General features: G+C 68.2%; 17 protein-coding genes and 1 pseudogene. 10 read left to right on the forward strand and 8 right to left on the reverse strand.

The window, feature by feature from the left end; all coding sequences use genetic code 11:
- Positions 1 to 122 precede the first annotated feature (122 nt).
- From ASG62_RS11160 to trhA, 3 genes are all read left to right on the forward strand, one after another.
- Positions 123 to 1,682 (forward strand): aldehyde dehydrogenase family protein, encoded by a 1,560-nt coding sequence (locus ASG62_RS11160; protein WP_056689187.1) that lies wholly within the window; start codon positions 123 to 125, stop codon positions 1,680 to 1,682.
- Between the two features lie 294 nt (positions 1,683 to 1,976).
- On the forward strand, positions 1,977 to 2,969 hold the full coding sequence (locus ASG62_RS11165; RefSeq protein WP_082536939.1) for a LysR family transcriptional regulator: 993 nt from the start codon (positions 1,977 to 1,979) through the stop codon (positions 2,967 to 2,969).
- Positions 2,966 to 3,613, forward strand: a complete 648-nt coding sequence (gene trhA / locus ASG62_RS11170) for a PAQR family membrane homeostasis protein TrhA (protein WP_056689191.1) — start codon at positions 2,966 to 2,968, stop codon at positions 3,611 to 3,613. The genes ASG62_RS11165 and trhA overlap by 4 nt, the downstream gene beginning before the upstream one ends.
- Positions 3,614 to 3,728: 115 nt before the next feature.
- Here the strand turns inward: trhA and efp are convergent, their stop codons facing one another.
- The gene (gene efp / locus ASG62_RS11175; protein WP_056689459.1) at positions 3,729 to 4,298 is read right to left on the reverse strand and encodes an elongation factor P; all 570 of its coding nucleotides are present in this window, start codon (positions 4,296 to 4,298) and stop codon (positions 3,729 to 3,731) included.
- Between the two features lie 161 nt (positions 4,299 to 4,459).
- Here efp and epmA point away from each other — a divergent pair, with 161 nt between their 5' ends.
- From epmA to ASG62_RS11190, 3 genes are all read left to right on the forward strand, one after another.
- Entirely contained in the window at positions 4,460 to 5,512 is a 1,053-nt protein-coding gene (gene epmA, locus ASG62_RS11180; protein WP_056689195.1) for an EF-P lysine aminoacylase EpmA, read from the forward strand.
- The gene (locus ASG62_RS11185) at positions 5,509 to 6,549 is read left to right on the forward strand and encodes a lysine-2,3-aminomutase-like protein (protein ID WP_056689198.1); all 1,041 of its coding nucleotides are present in this window, start codon (positions 5,509 to 5,511) and stop codon (positions 6,547 to 6,549) included. The genes epmA and ASG62_RS11185 overlap by 4 nt, the downstream gene beginning before the upstream one ends.
- A gap of 676 nt (positions 6,550 to 7,225) precedes the next feature.
- On the forward strand, positions 7,226 to 7,420 hold the full coding sequence (locus ASG62_RS11190; protein WP_056689201.1) for a hypothetical protein: 195 nt from the start codon (positions 7,226 to 7,228) through the stop codon (positions 7,418 to 7,420).
- Positions 7,421 to 7,494: 74 nt separating this feature from the next.
- On the opposite strand, the gene ASG62_RS11195 is transcribed toward ASG62_RS11190, so the two are convergent.
- The 6 genes from ASG62_RS11195 to ASG62_RS11220 form a co-directional block, all read right to left on the reverse strand.
- Positions 7,495 to 8,586 (reverse strand): phosphatase PAP2 family protein, encoded by a 1,092-nt coding sequence (locus ASG62_RS11195; protein ID WP_056689204.1) that lies wholly within the window; start codon positions 8,584 to 8,586, stop codon positions 7,495 to 7,497.
- Positions 8,587 to 8,998: 412 nt separating this feature from the next.
- Positions 8,999 to 9,661: an aspartate/glutamate racemase family protein gene (locus ASG62_RS11200; protein WP_156382058.1), complete on the reverse strand. Its 663-nt coding sequence runs from the start codon at positions 9,659 to 9,661 to the stop codon at positions 8,999 to 9,001.
- Positions 9,662 to 9,886: 225 nt separating this feature from the next.
- Positions 9,887 to 10,768 (reverse strand): ABC transporter permease, encoded by an 882-nt coding sequence (locus ASG62_RS11205; RefSeq protein ID WP_057180383.1) that lies wholly within the window; start codon positions 10,766 to 10,768, stop codon positions 9,887 to 9,889.
- Between the two features lies 1 nt (position 10,769).
- Positions 10,770 to 11,648 (reverse strand): ABC transporter permease, encoded by an 879-nt coding sequence (locus ASG62_RS11210; protein WP_056689211.1) that lies wholly within the window; start codon positions 11,646 to 11,648, stop codon positions 10,770 to 10,772.
- Between the two features lie 205 nt (positions 11,649 to 11,853).
- The gene (locus tag ASG62_RS11215) at positions 11,854 to 13,146 is read right to left on the reverse strand and encodes an ABC transporter substrate-binding protein (RefSeq protein ID WP_056689214.1); all 1,293 of its coding nucleotides are present in this window, start codon (positions 13,144 to 13,146) and stop codon (positions 11,854 to 11,856) included.
- Between the two features lie 73 nt (positions 13,147 to 13,219).
- Entirely contained in the window at positions 13,220 to 14,212 is a 993-nt protein-coding gene (locus tag ASG62_RS11220) for an ABC transporter ATP-binding protein (RefSeq protein ID WP_056689216.1), read from the reverse strand.
- Between the two features lie 269 nt (positions 14,213 to 14,481).
- Between ASG62_RS11220 and ASG62_RS11225 the strand changes: the two genes are divergently transcribed.
- Both ASG62_RS11225 and ASG62_RS11230 read left to right on the forward strand, forming a co-directional pair.
- Positions 14,482 to 15,195 (forward strand): GntR family transcriptional regulator, encoded by a 714-nt coding sequence (locus tag ASG62_RS11225; RefSeq protein WP_056689219.1) that lies wholly within the window; start codon positions 14,482 to 14,484, stop codon positions 15,193 to 15,195.
- Between the two features lie 112 nt (positions 15,196 to 15,307).
- A complete protein-coding gene (locus tag ASG62_RS11230) occupies positions 15,308 to 16,045 on the forward strand; it encodes a GntR family transcriptional regulator (RefSeq protein WP_413814191.1) in 738 nt (245 codons plus the stop codon).
- 1 nt (position 16,046) lies between these two features.
- Here ASG62_RS11230 and ASG62_RS11235 read toward each other — a convergent pair.
- A pseudogene (locus tag ASG62_RS11235) lies at positions 16,047 to 16,465 on the reverse strand (nuclear transport factor 2 family protein).
- A 165-nt stretch (positions 16,466 to 16,630) separates the two neighbouring features.
- Between ASG62_RS11235 and ASG62_RS11240 the strand changes: the two are divergent.
- Both ASG62_RS11240 and ASG62_RS11245 read left to right on the forward strand, forming a co-directional pair.
- A complete protein-coding gene (locus ASG62_RS11240; RefSeq protein ID WP_056689224.1) occupies positions 16,631 to 17,434 on the forward strand; it encodes a transporter substrate-binding domain-containing protein in 804 nt (267 codons plus the stop codon).
- Between the two features lie 168 nt (positions 17,435 to 17,602).
- On the forward strand, positions 17,603 to 18,277 hold the full coding sequence (locus ASG62_RS11245) for an amino acid ABC transporter permease (RefSeq protein WP_056689230.1): 675 nt from the start codon (positions 17,603 to 17,605) through the stop codon (positions 18,275 to 18,277).
- Position 18,278: the final 1 nt, after the last annotated feature.

Below are 18,278 nucleotides of genomic sequence, written 5' to 3' on the forward strand. Positions count from 1 at the left end.
TTGCGAATGTCTCAAATGCATCCGAGGCTTGAGACATTCGCAAGTGGAATACCAAAAGTCATTTCCAATGACTCCTGGTATGACGCGCGTCTTTTCCAACATGTCTTGAAGGACCGAACGCCATGACCGTCCACGCCGCTCCCGACGCCTCCCTCGCCGCCGAGACCGCCGCGATCCTCGAAACGCTCGGTGCCTCCACCAGCCTCTCCGGCGGCGGTCTCGCCGTGCGCTCGCCCGTCACGGGCGAGACGCTGGCGGAGCTTGCCGGCATCGACGCGGCCGGGGCCGGTGCCGCGATCGCGGCGGCGGACGAGGCCTTCCGCGCCTGGCGCCTCGTGCCGGCGCCGCAGCGGGGCGAGTTGGTTCGCCTGCTCGGCGCGGAGCTGCGCGCCCACAAGGCCGAGCTCGGGCGTCTCGTCTCGATCGAGGTCGGCAAGATCGTCTCGGAGGGCCTCGGCGAGGTGCAGGAGATGATCGACATCTGCGATTTCGCGGTCGGCCTGTCGCGTCAGCTCTACGGCCTCACCATCGCCACCGAGCGCGGCGAGCACCGGATGATGGAGACCTGGCACCCGCTCGGCGTCGTCGGCATCATCTCGGCCTTCAACTTCCCCGTCGCCGTCTGGGCCTGGAACGCGGCGCTCGCGCTCGTCTGCGGCAATGCCACCGTCTGGAAGCCCTCGGAAAAGACGCCGCTGACGGCGCTGGCGACGCAAGGGCTCTTCGACAAGGCGCTCGCCCGCTATCGCGAGGCCGGCGGCACCGCGCCGGACGGGCTCTCCATCGTGCTCCTCGGCGGGCGGGAGGTCGGCGAGGCCCTGGTCGACAATGCCAGGGTCGCGCTCGTCTCGGCCACCGGCTCGACCGCCATGGGCCGCGCGGTCGGCCCGCGCGTCGCGCAGCGCTTCGGGCGCTCGCTCCTGGAGCTCGGCGGCAACAATGCCGCGATCGTCTGCCCCTCGGCCGATCTCGACCTAACGCTGCGCGGCGTCGCCTTCGCCGCCATGGGCACGGCCGGCCAGCGCTGCACGACGCTGCGCCGCCTCTTCGTGCACCACAGCGTCTACGCCACGCTGGTTCCCCGCCTGAAGGCCGCCTACGGCTCCGTCGCGGTCGGCAATCCGCTGACGGAGGGCACGCTCGTCGGCCCGCTGATCGACGAGGCCGCCTTTGCCGGCATGCAGCGCGCGCTGGATGCGGCGAAAGCCGTCGGCGGCAGCGTTACGGGCGGCGGGCGCGTCGAGGTCCCCGGATCGGCTTCGGACTCGGGCGAGGCCTTCTATGCCCGCCCTGCCCTCGTCGAGATGCCCGCCCAGACCGGGCCCGTCGTAGAGGAGACCTTCGCGCCGATCCTCTACGTCCTGCGCTACGACGATTTCGACGAGGCGCTGCGTCTCCAGAACGACGTGCCGCAGGGCCTCTCCTCCTCGATCTTCACCAACGACCTGCGCGAGGCCGAGATCTTCCTTTCCGCGCGCGGCTCGGACTGCGGCATCGCCAACGTCAATATCGGCCCCTCCGGCGCCGAGATCGGCGGGGCCTTCGGCGGCGAGAAGGAGACCGGCGGCGGCCGCGAAAGCGGCTCCGACGCCTGGCGCGCCTACATGCGCCGCGCCACCAACACCATCAACTACGGCCGCACCCTGCCGCTCGCGCAGGGCGTGAAGTTCGACGTGGGGTGAGCGCGGTTCGAGTCCGCCGGAGAAGAGCTTTGGGAGGGTGCTTTGGAGGTTTGTGGGAGGCCCCCCCCTCTGTCCTGCCGGACATCTCCCCCGCAAGGAGGGAGATCGGCAGCTGTGGCGGTCGATCGAAACCTGAACCGTCTGCGACGAGCCTGATCTCTCCCCTTGCGGGGGAGATGCCGGTAGGCAGAGGGGGGTGCCTCGCGTCAAACGCATCCGGCCAAGACTTCCTTGCCGAAACGTTTCCCTGCTAAACCCGTGGTCACCATCCCGATCACGGGCGATGCCTCACCGATGCAGACTCCCCGCCGCTTCCTGCCTTCGATCGCCCTTCTCAGCGCCTTCGAGGCGGTGGCGCGGACGGGGAGCGTGACGGCGGCGGCGCGGGAGCTTTCCCTGACGCAAGGGGCGGTGAGCCGGCAGATCAAGCTGCTGGAGGCCCAACTCGGCACGCCGCTCTTCACGCGCGAGCGCCAGACGGTGCGGCCGACGCCGGCGGGCGAGGCCTATGCGCGCGACATCCGCGACGCGCTCCGGCGCATCTCGGCGGCCTCGCTGAACCTTCGTGCCAATCCGCTCGGCGGCACGCTGAATCTTGCGATCCTGCCGACCTTCGGCACGCGCTGGCTGGCGCCGCGCCTGCCCGACTTCCTCGCCCGCCATCCCGGCATCAGCGTCAACCTCTCGACGCGCCTCGTCGCCTTCGACTTCCGGCTGGACACGATGGACGCCGCCATCCATTTCGGCGCCGCCGACTGGGGCGGGGCGGAGCACCTGACGCTGATGGCCGAGGACGTGCTGCCCATGGCGAGCCCGGATGTCGCCCGGCGGCATTTCGGCGCGCCGGGTCCGGCGTCTCGATCGGACATCGCGGAGAACCCGGCGGCGCTGCTCGGCCTTCCCCTCCTCCACCTCACCTCGCGGCCCGACGCCTGGGAGCGCTGGTTCGCGGCACGCGGCATCGCTGCGGAGGGGGTAACGGGCATGCTGCTCGACCAGTTCGCGACGATCTCGGCCGCCGCCATGTCCGGTCTCGGCGTCGCGCTCCTGCCGACCTTCCTCGTGGCGGAGGAGTTGAGGCGCGGCGAGCTGGTGCCGCTGGCGGCGACGCCCTTCCGCCCGGCCGAGCGCTATCATCTGGTCTGGCCGCCGGAGCGCGCGGCCTATCCGCCGCTCGCCGCCTTTCGCGCCTGGATCGCCACCATCGCGGAAGCGGATGCCGAAGGACCGCCGCAATGGTCCGGCAGGAGGAGGGACGACGCGGACGAGACGGGCAGAGACGCATGATGGACACGACACGCGGAGAGGTGCCCTGGCCCTATACGCCGGCCGAAACCGTCGCCGATGCGATCGTCCACGCCTCCGGCCTCATCCTGGCGGTCTCGGGCTCGGCGGTGTTTCTCGTCGCCATCGCGGGCACGGCGCCCGGAGCGGTGGTGGCGGGCGTCGGGGTGTATCTGGCGACGCTGATTCTCTCGATCGGGGCCTCGGCGACCTACAATCTCTGGCCGGTCTCGCGCACGAAATGGCTGCTGCGACGGCTCGACCATTCCGCGATCTATCTCCTGATCGCGGGCACCTACACGCCCTTCATGGTCGAGATGGGCCTCTTTTCCATGCTGGCCGCCGTCTGGGCCATCGCGCTGGCCGGTGTCGGGCTGAAGCTCCTGGCGCCCGGCCGCTACGACAGGCTCTCGATCGGCCTCTATCTGGCGCTCGGCTGGAGCGGCGTCGCGGTCTGGGACACGCTGACGGGCCTGCCGGAGGGGGTGCTCGTCCTCATCTTCGCGGGCGGGCTCGTCTATTCCCTCGGCGTGATCTTCCACCTCTGGGAGAGCCTGCGATACCAGAACGCGATCTGGCACGCCTTCGTGCTCGTCGCCGCGGCGATCCACTACGTCGCCGTGTGGACCGCCGTCAGCGCAGGCTGAACCCTACCGGGAGGCGTTGAAAACGGCTCGCGGCGTTCCGCTTGGGCCTCGGGGCATCGCAGACATCAGCAATGCCTGCAGGGGCCGGATGCGTCAGCATGCTCGGCCGTCGGCATCAGTCCTTCGCGCGCTCGACATAGGAGCCGTCTTCGGTGAGGACGACGATGCGCGTGCCGGGGCCGATATGGGGGGGAACGGTGGTGCGCACGCCGTTCGACAGGATGGCGGGCTTGTAGGAGGAAGAGGCCGTCTGGCCCTTCGTCACCGGTTCCGTCTCCATCACTTCGAAGGTCGCGCGCTGCGGCAGGACGATCGAGATGGCGACGCCGTTGAACTGCGAGACGAAGACCGCCATGCCTTCGAGCAGGTAGGGCGCCATGTCGCCGACGACGCTTTCCGACACCGCGACCTGATCGTAGGTCTCGGGATTCATGAAGTGGAAGCCCTCGCCGTCCGCATAGAGGAACGTGTGCTCGCGCTCCTCGACGAAGGCGCGCTCGACGCTCTCGGTCGTGCGGTAGCGCTCGGAAACCTTCACGCCGTCCTGGATGCGGCGCATGTCGAGCTGCGTGACCGGCGTGCCCTTGCCCGGATGGATGTTCTCGGCGGCGAGAATGACGTAGAGCTTGCCGTCGTCACGCTCGACGACGTTGCCCTTGCGAAGCGAGCTGGCAATGACCTTCACCACGGTGCGGAAACCTTCAAATATCGGGGATGTTCGGCGCGGACGGACCGCATGCTGGCGCTCGCCCTAACGCAATTTCGCGGCCACCGCCAGTCGAGGCGCCGGTCGACGAGCTTGGCGGCGGTCTTTCCAGCGCGGGAAGCAGCGGTTACGAGACGCCCATGACGAAAGCCTCGCCCCTCTGGGCGCCCCATGTCCATGCCGACCGCCGGCCGCGGCTCCTGATGCGCAACCGCATCACGGCGGCCGTTCGCGCCTTTTTCGCGGCGCGCGACTTCGTGCCGGTGGAGACCGCCTGCCTCCAGGTCTCGCCCGGCAACGAGGCGCATCTCTCCGCCTTCGCGACGGAGGCCATCTCGACCGGGGGCACGCGCGCGCCGCTCTATCTCCACACCTCGCCGGAGTTCGCCGCCAAGAAGCTGCTCGCGGCCGGCGAGACGCGGATCGTCAGCCTCGGCCCGGTCTGGCGCAACCGCGAGCGCGGGCCGCTGCACCATCCCGAATTCACCATGCTGGAATGGTATCGCGTCGGCGAGCCCTATACCGCGCTCATGGAGGACACGGCCGGCCTGATCGCCCTCGCCGCGGAGACGGCCGGAACGCGACGCTTCGCCTTCCGCGGCCGCGAGGCCGATCCGCTGGCCGAGCCGGAGCGCGTGACGGTCGCCGAAGCCTTCGAGCGCTTCGCCGGCATCGATCTCCTCGCGACCGTCGCGCCCTCCGGCGAGACGGACGGCGAGGCGCTGCACGCCGCCGTCGCCTCGGCCGGGCTTCGCACGGCGCCGGACGACCGCTGGGCCGATCTCTTCAGCCGCGTCATGGTGGAGCGCGTCGAGCCCGAACTCGGCATCGGCCGCGCGACGATCCTCATGGAATATCCGGTCGCCGAAGCCGCTCTTGCCCGTCCCGCGCCGCACGATGCCCGCGTCGCCGAGCGCTTCGAGGTCTATGCCTGCGGCGTCGAACTCGCCAACGGGTTCGGCGAGCTGACCGATGCCGGCGAGCAGCGCCGGCGCTTCGAGGCCGAGATGGACGAGAAGGCGCGCGTCTACGGCGAGCGCTATCCGCTGGACGAGGATTTCCTGGCCGCCCTCGCCATCATGCCCGACGCCGCCGGCATCGCGCTCGGCTTCGATCGGCTCGCCATGCTGGCGGTCGGTGCCTCCCGCATCGACGACGTGATCTGGACGCCCGTCGCGGAGACGCCGCGATGACGATCCGCTCTGCCGCCGGCCTCGTCGAGGCGGGCCTTGCCCCCCTCGAACGGCTGGCCGAGCTGGAGCGCGTCGCCGCCCGCTACGCGGTTTCCGTGACGCCGGACATGGCCGCGCTCATCGAGCACGAGGACGACGGGATCGGGCGCCAGTTCCTGCCCCGCGCCGAGGAACTCCTGACACGGCCCGAAGAGCGCGCCGACCCGATCGGCGACGGGGTTCACGGGACCGTCGCCGGCATCGTCCACCGCTATCCCGACCGCGTGCTCCTGAAGCCGCTGCATGTCTGCCCGGTCTATTGCCGCTTCTGCTTTCGTCGCGAGGTCGTCGGGCCCGATGGCGAGGGAAGCCTGTCGGAGGCCGAACTCGACGCCGCCCTCGCCTATGTCGCGGAGCGCCCGGAGATCTGGGAGGTGGTCGTCACGGGCGGCGATCCCTTCCTCCTCTCGCCGCGCCGGCTGGAGCGGATCGCAGCCGGCCTTGCCGCCATTCCCCATGTGAAGGTCCTGCGCTTCCACACGCGCGTTCCCTCCGTCGATCCCGCCCGCGTCACGCCCGCGCTGATCGCAGCCCTCCAGCGCTTCGAGGGCGCGGTCTTCGTGGCGCTGCACGCCAACCATCCGGCCGAGTTCACCCCGGCCGCCCGGGCCGCCATCGCGCGGCTGGTCGATGCCGGCATTCCGATGGTCAGCCAGTCCGTGCTCCTGGCCGGCGTCAACGACGATGCGCCGACGCTGACGGCGCTGATGCGCGCCTTCGTCGAGAACCGCGTGAAGCCCTACTACCTCCATCAGGGGGATCTCGCGCCGGGCACCTCGCACCTGCGCACCACGATCGAGGCGGGGCAGGCGCTGATGGCGGAGCTGCGCGGCCGCGTGTCCGGCCTCTGCCAGCCGACTTACATTCTCGACGTCCCCGGCGGCCACGGCAAGGTGCCGATCGGACCGACCTATCTCCGCTGCGACGAGACGGGCGGGCATGTCGTGACCGACCCGGCCGGCCGGGAGCACGCCTATCCGCCGACGGGCGAGGAGTAGGCGAGGCCGTGTACGGCTCGGAGGCGCTCCCACCGCCGCTCCGTCGCTCTTCCATGGACCGTGTCCCTCGCCCGATGCGACAGGCCTGACCTCTCCCCTTGCGGGCGAGATGCCGGCAGGCAGAGGGGGTGCATCACGCCGACCGGCGAGCGCTCTTGAAGCTCGTCCGCTCGCCTGGACGCTCCCCGCGAACCGGAGGCCCACCGCGACGTCGATCCGCATCCATGACCGCGGAGATGCCCGCCAAACCCGCAACTTTCAGGCCGGCAAACAATAAGCTGCTCGCTTCGAGATCATCGGCACCCCATCCGATAGACCTTTGATCGCGCTGATCTTTCGCGGCCGAAACCCGGCCGTCCCGTGGCGGTGGCGAGCCTCCTTCGGATGCGCCTCGGCCGACTCGCGCCCTGCGGCCCGGACCCCTCCGATCGTCAGCCTGGAACAAAATCGCGACCGGGCCGGTTTAACCGCAAAGGTTGGCGCTCTTTGTTCACCGAAATGCGCGGAATAGACTCGCTTATCGTGTGAATGGGGTGTTAACAGGCGCGGCAGAATCGAGGCACCATCTTTCGCCCGGCATCTGTACGTGCCATCTTTCGGCCACGGCACCGACCGGAACGGAGCTTTTGCTTTCGTTTCGGACCAAGCTTCGCAACCGGTTCGAGGACCAGCGACGATGAGCCAGACCGCACTTCGGAACGACAATGCCGACGATCTCGACTTCGTCGTCGACGAGGCCATCCGCGTCGCCGGCGGCGACATGCGGACCGCCATACTCAGCCTGATCCGGGGTCAGCATCAGCCGGAAGCCCAGATGGACAAGACCGCCTCGTCCATGACGCCGGGCTATGCCCGCCGCCAGATGCGATAGACTGCATCATCAAGGCTTAACAATTTCCAAAGCCCCCGTCGTTGTCGAACGACGGGGGCTTTGACGTTTCTGCCTCACGCGAGACCCTGCCGGAACTGGCTTCGGGCGAGATCGCCGGGCTCCGTCGTCCGCCCGGCTCGAGGGTGCGGATCGTGGTCTCGGCCCTCCCACGAGTTGGCGAAGCGCCCGGCGAGGTTCCAGATGGCGGCCGTGGCCGCGAAGGCGATCAGGCCGTCGACCGCATAGTGCCATCCAAGGCCGATCGAGGCGAGGAAGGTGACGGCGGCGAAGGCGTAGAGGGCAAGGCCCAGCCGGCGGTCGACGGCCCAGGCCGCGAGCGCCATGAGGAGGCTCATCGCGTTGTGAAGGCTCGGCGCGGCGGAGATGCCGAGCGCATCGGACGTGCCGAGATAGCCGCTCCAGAGAAGAGCCTGGATCTGGAGAGCGGAGATCGGGACGGCGCGATCGACCTCCCGCAGATGGGCCATGAGAGGCTGGTAGGGATCGGGTCCGAGATCGAGCAGCCCGTAGAAGCAGGGCCCCGCGGAGGACAGGAGAACCGCCAGCCCGTTGCCGAGCAGGAACCAGGCGAGGAAGAAGCTGACCAGGAACCGCGTGCGCAGGACCGGGACCGAGCGGGTGAAGCCAAAGCCCAGCAACGCGATCCAGAGCAGCAGGAACCACAGCTTGTAGGCCCAATCCAAGGCGAGGATCACGGCGGGATAGCGCAGGATCGGCTGCAGCACCTCGTAGGGCAGCCAGCCGAAGAAAAGCGCCCGGTCCCAGTCGGTCAGCGTCGCATCCCAGGCGAAGGGCGCGATCATCGGAAGGCTCACCTTGATCGCGGCGAACATCGCCATGAACGGAACGAGCAGCGCGAGCGTGAGGACTCCGTTGAGAAGGCGATGCGCATCGAAGAGGATGGCGCTCATCTGCGCGGCCAGCTCGCGGACGGGACTTTTCGGCCGCGTGAACCGCAGCATGCGGCATAGGCCGGTGAAGAGAACGCCGAGCATGAGGCAGACGGCGACGAACGCGACCATGTCGGAGGAGACGCCGACCGGGAGGACGCGAGAGGGGTAGAAGAACGAGACGAGGCTATACGTGCCGAACTGGACCGCGAGGATCGCGGCGATCGGCAGGGCGCTGTGAAGCGCCGCCTCCACCGATCCGCGCAGGCCTGTCGAACGCGGACCTACCGCTCCGCTGCGGCCGAACGCCCGGAGGAGCCAAGCGTGGCGGGAGGATCGTCGCTCGCGATCGCGGGCCCCGGCCGGGTCGAATCGAGGGCATGGCAGCAGGCCGAACCCGGTCGAATCGAGGGCCCGGCGCTCGGTGCGGCGCATCCGACCTGTCGCAGTCTGGGCCGAGGAGTCGATGGACATGCCGTATCCGCTGCAGGGAACCCTTCCGGTGATCCTTTCCCTCCTACAGATCCAGTCTTAACGAACTAAGCTCGCTCAGGTAGCATCACCGAAAAATCAGCCTCTACCGCGCGAGTGATAAGCCAGCAAATCTGTCTGCTCGCCTTAATGGCAGCGGACGGTCGGCATCGCCGACGCGCCGGATCGTCGGGGTTCACAGCCCGGGCGCATCCGGCCGATGGCCCGCTTCGAGCCGGCGAACGGCTGCAAACACGCCGTCGATGACGGGCAGGCCGAAGCGCGTCGCGAAGGCGTCGGCGAGATCGGCCATGCCGGCGCAGCCGAGCACGATCGCATCCGGCCGGTCCTCTTCGAGCGCCCGGCCGATCTCGGCGGCGACGGTCTCGCGCGCCGCGCCGCCCTCCTCCTCCAGAGCCAGAACCGGAACCTCCGAGGCCCGCACGCGCAGGCAGGCCGGCTCCAGCCCATAGGCGGCGATGTTCGCTTCGATGATGGGCACGGAGATCGACAGGGTCGTCACGACCGAGAAGCGCCGCCCGTTCTCCGCCGCCGCCAGGAACGCCGCCTCGCCGATGCCGAGCACGGGCTTGCCCGCGACAGCACGTGCCTCGGCGAGCGCCGTGTCGTCGAAACAGGCGACCACGAAGGCGTCCGCCGCCTCGCGCTCGCGCAGGAGGATCGCGAGCAGGCCCGGCGTCGCCGCCTCGCCATCCGCCTCGCCCTGAATGGAGGCCGGGCCGTCCGTGTTGGTGAAGGCGAGGATCTCCGTCCCCGGCGATGCTGCGGAGCGCGCGGCCTCGGCGACCTTGGCCGTCATGGAGGCGGTGGCATTGGGATTGACGAAGGCGATGCGCATGGGGTGCTCGTGAGGTTGAGGTGCCCTTTGCGATCAGCCGATCTCCCCCCTTGAGGGGGAGATGCCCGGCAGGGCAGAGGGGGGCGCCTCCCGCCGACATGGGAGGCGTATCGAGACGGCAGGGAAGGTTGGCGCTCGACGGCGCCCCCCTCTGCCTGCCGGCATCTCCCCCTCAAGGGGGGAGATCAGGCGAGTCACAAGGTCGGGGCCTGATCCCGCCCCCGCTCAGATCGTGCCCTTGCCGGCGTCGGAGGCGCCGCGAAGGCGGCGGCGGCGCAGGTAGAGGCCGGTGCCGAGCGTGGCGCCGATGACGAGGAAGGAGACCGTCGTCGTCATCGTGCCGAGCGCGTAGATCGCCGGCGTCGTGACCGTCGAGGTCAGGCCCTGAAGCTCCAGCGGCAGCGTGTTCGGGCCGCCGACGGCTTGGCTGGTGCGCGCGATCTCGTCCCAGGACAGCGTGAAGCCGAAGAGCGCGACGCCGACGAGATAGGGCGAGATGATGGGCAGCACGACATGGCGGAACGTCTGCCAGGGCGTCGCGCCGAGATCGCGCGCGGCCTCTTCGTAGGCCGGATTGAAGCGGTTGAAGACGACCAGCATGATCAGCATGCCGAAGGGCAGCGTCCAGGTCATGTGCGCGCCGAGCGCGGAGGTGAAGAGGCCCATGGTCGAGCCGCTCGCCGGCGAAAGCCCGTAGGCCTTCAGAAAATCGTCGAAGATCCGAAACTCCAGCGCGATGCCGAGCGAGACGACGATGGAGGGCAGGATGAGGCTCGCGATCGCGACGTAGAAGAGCAGCGTCGAGCCGAGGAAGCGCCGCCGGAAGGCGAGCCCCGCCATGACCGAGACGACGACGGTCAGCACCGTCACGACGATGCCGAGCTTGGCCGAGCGCGCGATGGCCGCCCAGACGTCGACAACGCCGAGCCCCTGCCACAGGACCCCGAACCAGTGGAACGAGAAGCCGCGCATCGGGAAGGTCAGTCCGCCCTCCGGCCCCTGGAAGGAGAGGATGAAGATCGTCAGCGTCGGCCCGTAGAGGAAGAGCACGAAGAGCGCGAAGAAGCCGGCGAGGTAGTAGAAGGCGGGGCTGCGGGACTCGCTCATGTCAAAGTTCCTTCCGGATATCGACGAGGCGGGTCAGGGCGAAGATGATGAGAAGCACGGTCGCCAGCAGCACGACCGCGTTCGCCGCCGCGATCGGGAACTGGAGGTAGGAGACCTCCACCGAGATCGTCTTGCCGACCGAGGCGATCTGCTGGCCGCCCATCAGGCCGATCGTGATGAAATCGCCCATGACCAGCGTGATCACGAAGATCGAACCGATCGCGATGCCCGTCTTCGACAGCGGGATGATGACGTTCCAGAGGATCTGCCAGCTCGAGGCGCCCGCGTCCCGCGCGGCCTCGATCAGCGAGCGGTCGATCCGCAGCATGGAATTGTAGATCGGCACGACCATGAAGAAGGTGAACAGGTGCACGAAGGTCAGCGTCACCGAAAAGCGCGAATAGAGCAGCCAGTCCAGCGGCTGGTCGATCGCGCCGACATTCACCAGCATCTGGTTCACCAGACCCTCGCGCCCGAGCAGCGGAATCCAGGAAATCATGCGGATGACGTTCGAGGTCCAGAACGGAATCGTGCAGATCAGGAACAGCGCCGACTGGACCTCCGGCGTGCGCACCTCGAAGGCCACGAAATAGGCCACCGTGAAGCCGATCACCAAGGTGATCAGCCAGACGGTCGCCGAAAACTGCAGCGTCGAGACATAGGTCCTGAACGTCGTGCACAGCGTCGGCAGCCGCACGATGCAGCGGTCGAACACGTCCATGTAGTTCTGCATCGTGAAGGCCGGCTGGATCGAATAATTGTCGTAGGTCCAGAAACTGACCATCACGATGATCGCCAGCGGCACCACCAGAAACAGCAGGAAGATCAGCGCGAACGGCGCCACCTGAAGATAGGGCGCGATGCCGATACGTGTGGCCATGCGAACTCCGGCGGGTGCGGGTGAGAGGGCGGGGCTGCCGCCCCGAACCCGGCCCGGGAACGAATTCCCGGACCCTTCTTTTTCTTCGTCGATCTCCGGGGCGGGCCTCTGGCCCGTCCCGGAGATCGAAGCAGGAAGAAAGGGGGTGCAGGGGAATCATTCCCCTGCCAGGGGCCCGGGGACGGCGTCCCCGGTCGTGCCCCGCTTACGCAGCCACGAACTCGTTCCACTTGCGGATCATGTAGGCGTCTTCGTCCATGACGGCGTTCCAGCAGGCGACGGCGCCCATGCGCTGGTCGAAGGAGCCGCCGTCGCGGGTGGCGCCTTTGAGGGCGATGACCTGGCCCTGGGGGGACTTGATGTCCTGTTCGGCGGCCTTGCCTTCCATCCAGTAGGCCCATTCGTAGGGCTCCATGGACTTTTGGGCGGTGGTGAGGACGCCGGAATAGTAGCCCTGGCGATTGAGGAAGGCGCCGGCCCAGCCGGAGAGGAACCAGTTGACGAACTCGTAGGCGGCGTCGAGCTTCTCGCCTTCGAGCGTGGCGGGGAGCGCGAAGCCGGTGGCCCAGGCGCGGTAGCCTTCCTTCAGGGGCTGGAAGACGCAGTCGATGCCCTTGGCGCGCACGGCGGTGACGGCGGGCGACCACATGGACTGGATGACGGTCTCGCCCGAGGACATCAGGTTGACGCTCTCGTTGAAGTCGGACCAGAGGGCGCGGAACTGGCCGGCCTGCTTGGCCTCGATCAGCGTCTCGATCGTCATGTCGATCTCGTCGCGGGTCATGTTGCCCTTGTCGGGATATTTGTACTTGCCGGTCGCCTCGATGACCATGGCGGCATCCATGATGCCGATCGAGGGGATGTTGAGGATGGAGGCCTTGCCCTTGAACTCGGGGTTCAGGAGTTCGGCCCAGCTCTCGATCGGGCGCTTGATGAGGTCGGGCCGGATGCCGAGCGTATCGGCATTGTAGGTGGTGGGGATCAGCGAGATCCACTCGGTCGGGCTGGCGGAGAACGTGGTGGACTTGTTGCCTTCGAGATAGAGCACCTTCCAGGGGGCGGTGCCCTGGTCGCCGATCTTCTTGCCGTCGATCTCGCCCTTGGTGAAGACGGACGTGATGTTGTCGAATTCCTTGATGCGCTTGGCGTCCATGCCCATCAGGTTGCCGGTCGGCACGAACTTCTTCAGCGCGAAATACTCGGTGTCGACGATGTCGAACGTGTTCGGCTGGGTGATGATGCGCTTGGTGACCTCGTCGGTGGTGACGGGCACGTATTCGAGGGTGATGCCGAGATCCTCCTTCACCTTGGCGGCGATCTCGGTGGACTGGTTCACGGCGGTGCCGAGATAGCGAAGGGTCTTGGCCTCCTGCGCGCGGGCGCTGGAGACATAGGGAAAGCCGGTGACGGCGGCGCCGCCGACGAAGGCGAAACCGGCGGCGGTGCCGGCCTTCATGAAGCTACGCCGGCTGAAGCCGGTCTTGGTCGCATCGGTCATGGATGGGCTCTCCTCTCGGGGTGTCTGCGAAGGGGTCGGGGGGTCTGCGAACGGGTCGGGAGTGGTGCGGCGGTCAGGCGGCGGCGAGGCGGTACTCGTCGGCCCGCTGCCAGTGGATCGGCGTGGACTGGCCGAGCTCGGCCGGGGCGGCGGCATAGGCCTCCTCGGGAATGACGGCGGTGATCTCGCCGGCCTCGCCGGCGGCGAGGACGACGGTGACGGTCGCGCCGCCATATTCGACGCCGCGCACCTCGCCGGCGAGGGTCCGGGCCTCCGGCCCGCCGGCGCCGAGGCGCACGCGGTCGGCGCGGATGGTGGAGGGCGTGCCGTCGAGGGTGACGACGTTGTGCCCGCCCATGAATCTGGCGACGAAGGCGGTGGCCGGGCGGTGGAACACGTCCTGCGGGGAGCCGGCCTGCTCGATGCGGCCGTCCTTCATGATGACGACGAGATCGGCCAGTGCCATGGCCTCGTCCTGCCCGTGCGTGACGTGCAGAAAGGAAATGCCGAGCTCGCGCTGAAGGCGCTTCAGCTCGGTACGCACGCGAAGGCGCAGGAACGGGTCGAGCGCGGAGAGCGGCTCGTCGAGGAGGAGCATGGCGGGATCGGTGACGAGGGCGCGGGCGAGCGCCACGCGCTGCTGCTGGCCGCCCGACAGCTGGGCCGGCATGCGCGCCTCGAACTTGCCGAGATCGACCAGCTCCATGACCTTGCGCGCCTTGGCATGGCGCTCGGGCTTGGCGACGCCCTTCATCTTCAGCGAGAAGGCGATGTTGTCGAGAACGGTGAGATGGGGGAAGAGCGCATAGCTCTGGAACATCATGGCCGTGCCGCGCCGCGACGGCTCGAGATTCGTGATGTTGGCGCCGCCGAGCACGATGTCGCCGGAGGAGGCGATCTCGTGGCCGGCGATCATGCGCAGCGTCGAGGACTTGCCGCAGCCGGAGGGGCCGAGGAAGCAGCAATAGGTGCCGGCGGGAACCTTCAGGTCGATCGCGTCGACGGCGGTGGTCTCGCCGTAGCGCTTGGTCACTTGGACGAGTTCCAGTTCGGCCTTGCTGCTCATTCGGGCATGGTCTCCGCGCGGTTCGCCAAGAGCCATGCACGCGCCGTGCCAGATGCAATCCTTGGATACAATTTCGGAGAAGACACCCGAGCAAACCGGGCTTCGACCCGCATCGCCCCGCCGTTGGGCGGACGCGGGGAGGGATGGAAAAGGCCGGCCTGCCGCCTTTCGCGGCGGAGGCGGACGGATTGTGTACGATATTTGTGCACGATTGCGTCCGGCGCAAAAAAGTGGATGTCTCTGCGCCATTGAGTCGGGAGCAAGAGCGCATGAGCCGCGCAAGCCGGGGCGAGGAGGGTGGCGCGCAGCCATCCTGGGTCGCGATCTACGAGGGGCTGCACAACGCCATCATCCGGCATCGCCTCGATCCCGGCGCCAAGCTCGTTGAGGACGAGATCGCCGAGGTCTACGGCCTCAGCCGGACGGTGGTGCGCGCCGCGCTGCAGGCGCTCGCGCGCGACGGCGTCGTGGTCATCCAGCGCCATCGCGGGGCGAGCGTCGCCCGGCCCTCGCCGGACGAGGCACGCGAGATCTTCGAGGCGCGCATCCTCGTCGAGCCGCGCATCGCGGAGATGGCAGCGAGGCGCATGACGCCGGCGGACGGGGCGCGCCTTCGCGCCTGCCTCGACGCCGAGCATCTCGCGATCTCACAGGACAATCCGCGCGAAGCGGTGTTCCAGTCAGCCGAATTCCACCGGGTGATCGCGGGCCTTGCGGGCCATGCGGTGCTGGCCGGCATCCTGAACGACCTCCTCTCGCGCTCCTCGCTCGTCGTCGCGCTCTATTGGCGGCGGCCGGAGACGATCTGCGCGACGCATGCCCATCACGGCATCGTCGAGGCGCTGGAGGCGGGGGACGGCGCGAGGGCCGGCGCCTCCATGGCGCTGCATCTGGCCGATCTTCTGGCGGGCCTCGATCTCTCGGAGCGCCCGGTCCAGCGCTCCAGCCTCGCGGAGGCGATCGGCGGCGGGCTCGCGGACTGACGGCCATCCGCCATCTTCGGTACAGAAGTGCATGCACTTTTCGATCCATCTTGTCGTTGCACGGCTACGAGATGGGAGGCTAGAAGGTGAGCGTTCCAGACGATCGAGGCGGATGACGATGGCGAAGGTGAGAGGCGGGGCGGACAATGTCGGCGCGATCTGCCGCGCGATCCGCAGCGCCATTCTCGAACGCGCCCTCGTGCCCGGCGACAAGCTGCCGGAGGATGCGCTGGGCGAGCGCTTCGGCGTCAGCCGGACGATCGCGCGCCATGCGCTGGGGCAGCTCGCGGCCGAGGGACTGGTCGAACTCCGTCGCAACCGGATCGCCGTCGTCGCCACCCCTTCCTTCGACGAAGCGCGCGACGATTTCGACATCCGCATCGAGCTGGAGGGGCTCGTCGTCAAGGCGCTGGCGGGTCGGCTCTCGGAGGCCCAAATCGCGACGCTCGACGCCATGGTCGCGGCGGAGGAGGCCGCCCATGGCGGGCCGGAGGCCCAGTCGCTGCGGCTCGCGACCGAGTTCCACGTCCGCCTCGCCGAGATGACGGAGAAGCCGGTTCTGGTGCGCTATGTCAGCGAGATCGCCTATCGGTCCTGCCTCGCCCTCTCCACCTTCGGACGCCCGCATTCCTCCGAATGCGCGGTCGCCGAGCATCGCGGGCTGATCCAGGCGCTGGCGACCGGCGGGGTCGAGAGCGCGACGGCGCTGATGGACGAGCATCTGGAAGCGGTCGCACGGCGCGCGCTCCTCGTCCCGGCGCAGAACCGGGGCCGCGATCTCATGGACGTGCTCGCGCCCTATGCCGAGGCGGAGGCGCCGGTCGCCAAACGGCGCGCCGCAAAGGCTTGACCTATTTGCGCAGGGCCGGCTCGAGGAGCCATTCGGCGCTGTCGTTCCAGACGTCCATCTTCACGATCCGGCCGTCCCGCACCTCGAAGCGGTCGACATAGCGATTGCCGTCGAAGGGCGTGCCATCAGGCCATTCGCCGTAGAGATAGCCGGTGGAATAGACGACCGTCTCCGTCTCGCCCGGCGCCACGTCGAAGCGCAGCATGCGCTTCTTCACCCATCTGTAGCGGGCCGCGTTCACCGAGGTCGGCCCGCGCGGATGGTCGAAGACCCGACCGCCGGTGAAGGTGATCGTGCAGCCGGTGCCATGTAGGTCGCGGCGCGGTCGGGGTCCGGCACCATGGAGGCTTCCAGATAGTCGCGCACGAGCGCGGCGTCGGCGCTCGTCGTGGAGGTCGGGGAAGCGCCGTCGTCGCTCATCGTATTTATTCCTTTGCAAACCCGGGAAACAGTCATACAGTTTGCACGTCAAAGTGCATGCAGTTTTTAGCGGCATGTCCTGATGATAAATTGTGCGTCTGCCTTCCTTTTCCCATCGGCCGGTCTCGTCCGGGCCCGCCGTCCCACAGCCTCCAGGAGAGCCCCATGCGCCCGACCCTTCTCGCAGCCGCCGCCATCCTGGCCTTCGCCTCGTCAGCCGCCGGCATCGGAGCCGCCAGCGCCGAGATGCTGAGCGTCGGCGCCAATGTCGGCAACGTGCCCTGGGAGTTCCAGGATGCCAGCGGCGAGACCGTCGGCTTCGAGGTGGAACTGGCCACCGAGGTTGCCAAGCGCATCGGCTTCGAGGGCGTCGCCATCGAGAACATTCCCTTCAACGGGCTCTTCTCGGCCGTTCAGTCCGGCCGCATCCAGGCCGCGATCTCCTCGATCACGATCACGCCGGAGCGCCTGAAGTCGGTCTCCTTCGCCCAGCCCTATTACGACAGCGACCAGTCGCTCTCCGCGCTCGCCGCCTCCGAGGTGAAGGGCCTGTCCACCCTGAAGGGCAAGGTGGTCGGCGTCGACACCGGTTCGACCGGCGACATCTACGCCACCGCCCATCAGGCCGAACTCGGCATTTCCGAGATCCGCCGCTTCGAGGGCCTGTCGCCCGCCATGCTCGATCTCGGAAACGGCGGCATCGACGGCTATATTTCCGACATTCCGGCCGTCGCCTACTACATCAAGGACAAGCCGCAGTTCGCCGTCGTCGAGCGCATCAAGACGGGCGAGCAGTATTCCATGATGTTCGCCAAGGATTCCGAGCTGACGGCCAAGGCGAGCGAGGCGATCACGGCGATGAAGAAGGAAGGCTTCATCTCCAAGCTTCACGAGACCTGGTTCGGCACCAAGCCGGAGGACACGACGAGCTCGGTCGCCGTCGCCGAGACGCCGAAGACCACGAACTGACCTTCGAGGCCATCCGGATCGGCCGAAAGCTGCCTTCTTCTCCCCTTCGGGGAGAAGGTCCGGCAGGGGATGAGGGGGCCGCGGCGCACACCCCTCATCCGGCCCTCCGGGCCACCTTCTCCCCAAAGGGGAGAAGAATCGACCGTGCGACGTCGCCCGAAAGCTCGAATGGACATCGTCTCCACCTTCTTCAACGTCGAGGTGCTCTGGCGGTCGATGCCGCTGCTCCTCTCGGGCCTCTGGCGGACGATCCTTCTCGGCGTCCTCTCGATCGTGCTGGGGCTGACGTTCGGCGTCGCGCTGGCGCTCGTCCGGCTCTATGCGGCGCGGCCGCTGCGCTGGCTCGCCATCGCCTATATCGACGTGTTCCGCGCCCTGCCCGTGCTCGTCTGGCTGGTCATCGTCTACTACGCCTTTCCGTTTCTCGGCATCCGCTTCTCGCCCTTCGTCGCCGCCTGTTTCGCGCTCACCACCGTTTCGGCCGCCTATGCCGCGGAGATCGTGCGGGCGGGCATCGAGGCGATCCCGCGCGGACAGTTCGAGGCCGCGCAGGCGATCGGCCTGTCGCCGATCCTCGTCATGGCCAAGGTGGTCCTGCCGCAGGCGATCCGCATCGTGATCCCGCCGCTCACCGGCAATTCCATCAACGTCATGAAGGACACCGCGCTCGCCTCGGTCGTCGCTTTGCCCGATCTCCTGAAACAGGCGACGCAGGCCCAGGCGCTGGCCGCCAATCCGACGCCGCTCATCGGGGCGGCCATCCTCTATCTCCTGCTTCTCCTGCCGCTCGTGCGCATCGTCTCGCGCTTCGAGACGGGCGGAAGCCGCCGCGGACGGGCCTGAC

Source organism: Aureimonas sp. Leaf427, from assembly GCF_001425485.1.
Classification (GTDB): domain Bacteria; phylum Pseudomonadota; class Alphaproteobacteria; order Rhizobiales; family Rhizobiaceae; genus Plantimonas.

Bases quoted from the DNA above. Each gene is read 5' to 3' on its own strand.
- ASG62_RS11160 (WP_056689187.1), top strand. From the start codon at position 123: ATGACCGTCCACGCCGCTCCCGACGCCTCCCTCGCCGCCGAGACCGCC.
- ASG62_RS11165 (WP_082536939.1), top strand. From the start codon at position 1,977: ATGCAGACTCCCCGCCGCTTCCTGCCTTCGATCGCCCTTCTCAGCGCC.
- trhA (WP_056689191.1), top strand. From the start codon at position 2,966: ATGATGGACACGACACGCGGAGAGGTGCCCTGGCCCTATACGCCGGCC.
- epmA (WP_056689195.1), top strand. From the start codon at position 4,460: ATGACGAAAGCCTCGCCCCTCTGGGCGCCCCATGTCCATGCCGACCGC.
- ASG62_RS11185 (WP_056689198.1), top strand. From the start codon at position 5,509: ATGACGATCCGCTCTGCCGCCGGCCTCGTCGAGGCGGGCCTTGCCCCC.
- ASG62_RS11190 (WP_056689201.1), top strand. From the start codon at position 7,226: ATGAGCCAGACCGCACTTCGGAACGACAATGCCGACGATCTCGACTTC.
- ASG62_RS11200 (WP_156382058.1), bottom strand. From the start codon at position 9,661: ATGCGCATCGCCTTCGTCAATCCCAATGCCACCGCCTCCATGACGGCC.
- ASG62_RS11205 (WP_057180383.1), bottom strand. From the start codon at position 10,768: ATGAGCGAGTCCCGCAGCCCCGCCTTCTACTACCTCGCCGGCTTCTTC.
- ASG62_RS11210 (WP_056689211.1), bottom strand. From the start codon at position 11,648: ATGGCCACACGTATCGGCATCGCGCCCTATCTTCAGGTGGCGCCGTTC.
- ASG62_RS11215 (WP_056689214.1), bottom strand. From the start codon at position 13,146: ATGACCGATGCGACCAAGACCGGCTTCAGCCGGCGTAGCTTCATGAAG.
- ASG62_RS11220 (WP_056689216.1), bottom strand. From the start codon at position 14,212: ATGAGCAGCAAGGCCGAACTGGAACTCGTCCAAGTGACCAAGCGCTAC.
- ASG62_RS11225 (WP_056689219.1), top strand. From the start codon at position 14,482: ATGAGCCGCGCAAGCCGGGGCGAGGAGGGTGGCGCGCAGCCATCCTGG.
- ASG62_RS11230 (WP_413814191.1), top strand. From the start codon at position 15,308: ATGACGATGGCGAAGGTGAGAGGCGGGGCGGACAATGTCGGCGCGATC.
- ASG62_RS11240 (WP_056689224.1), top strand. From the start codon at position 16,631: ATGCGCCCGACCCTTCTCGCAGCCGCCGCCATCCTGGCCTTCGCCTCG.
- ASG62_RS11245 (WP_056689230.1), top strand. From the start codon at position 17,603: ATGGACATCGTCTCCACCTTCTTCAACGTCGAGGTGCTCTGGCGGTCG.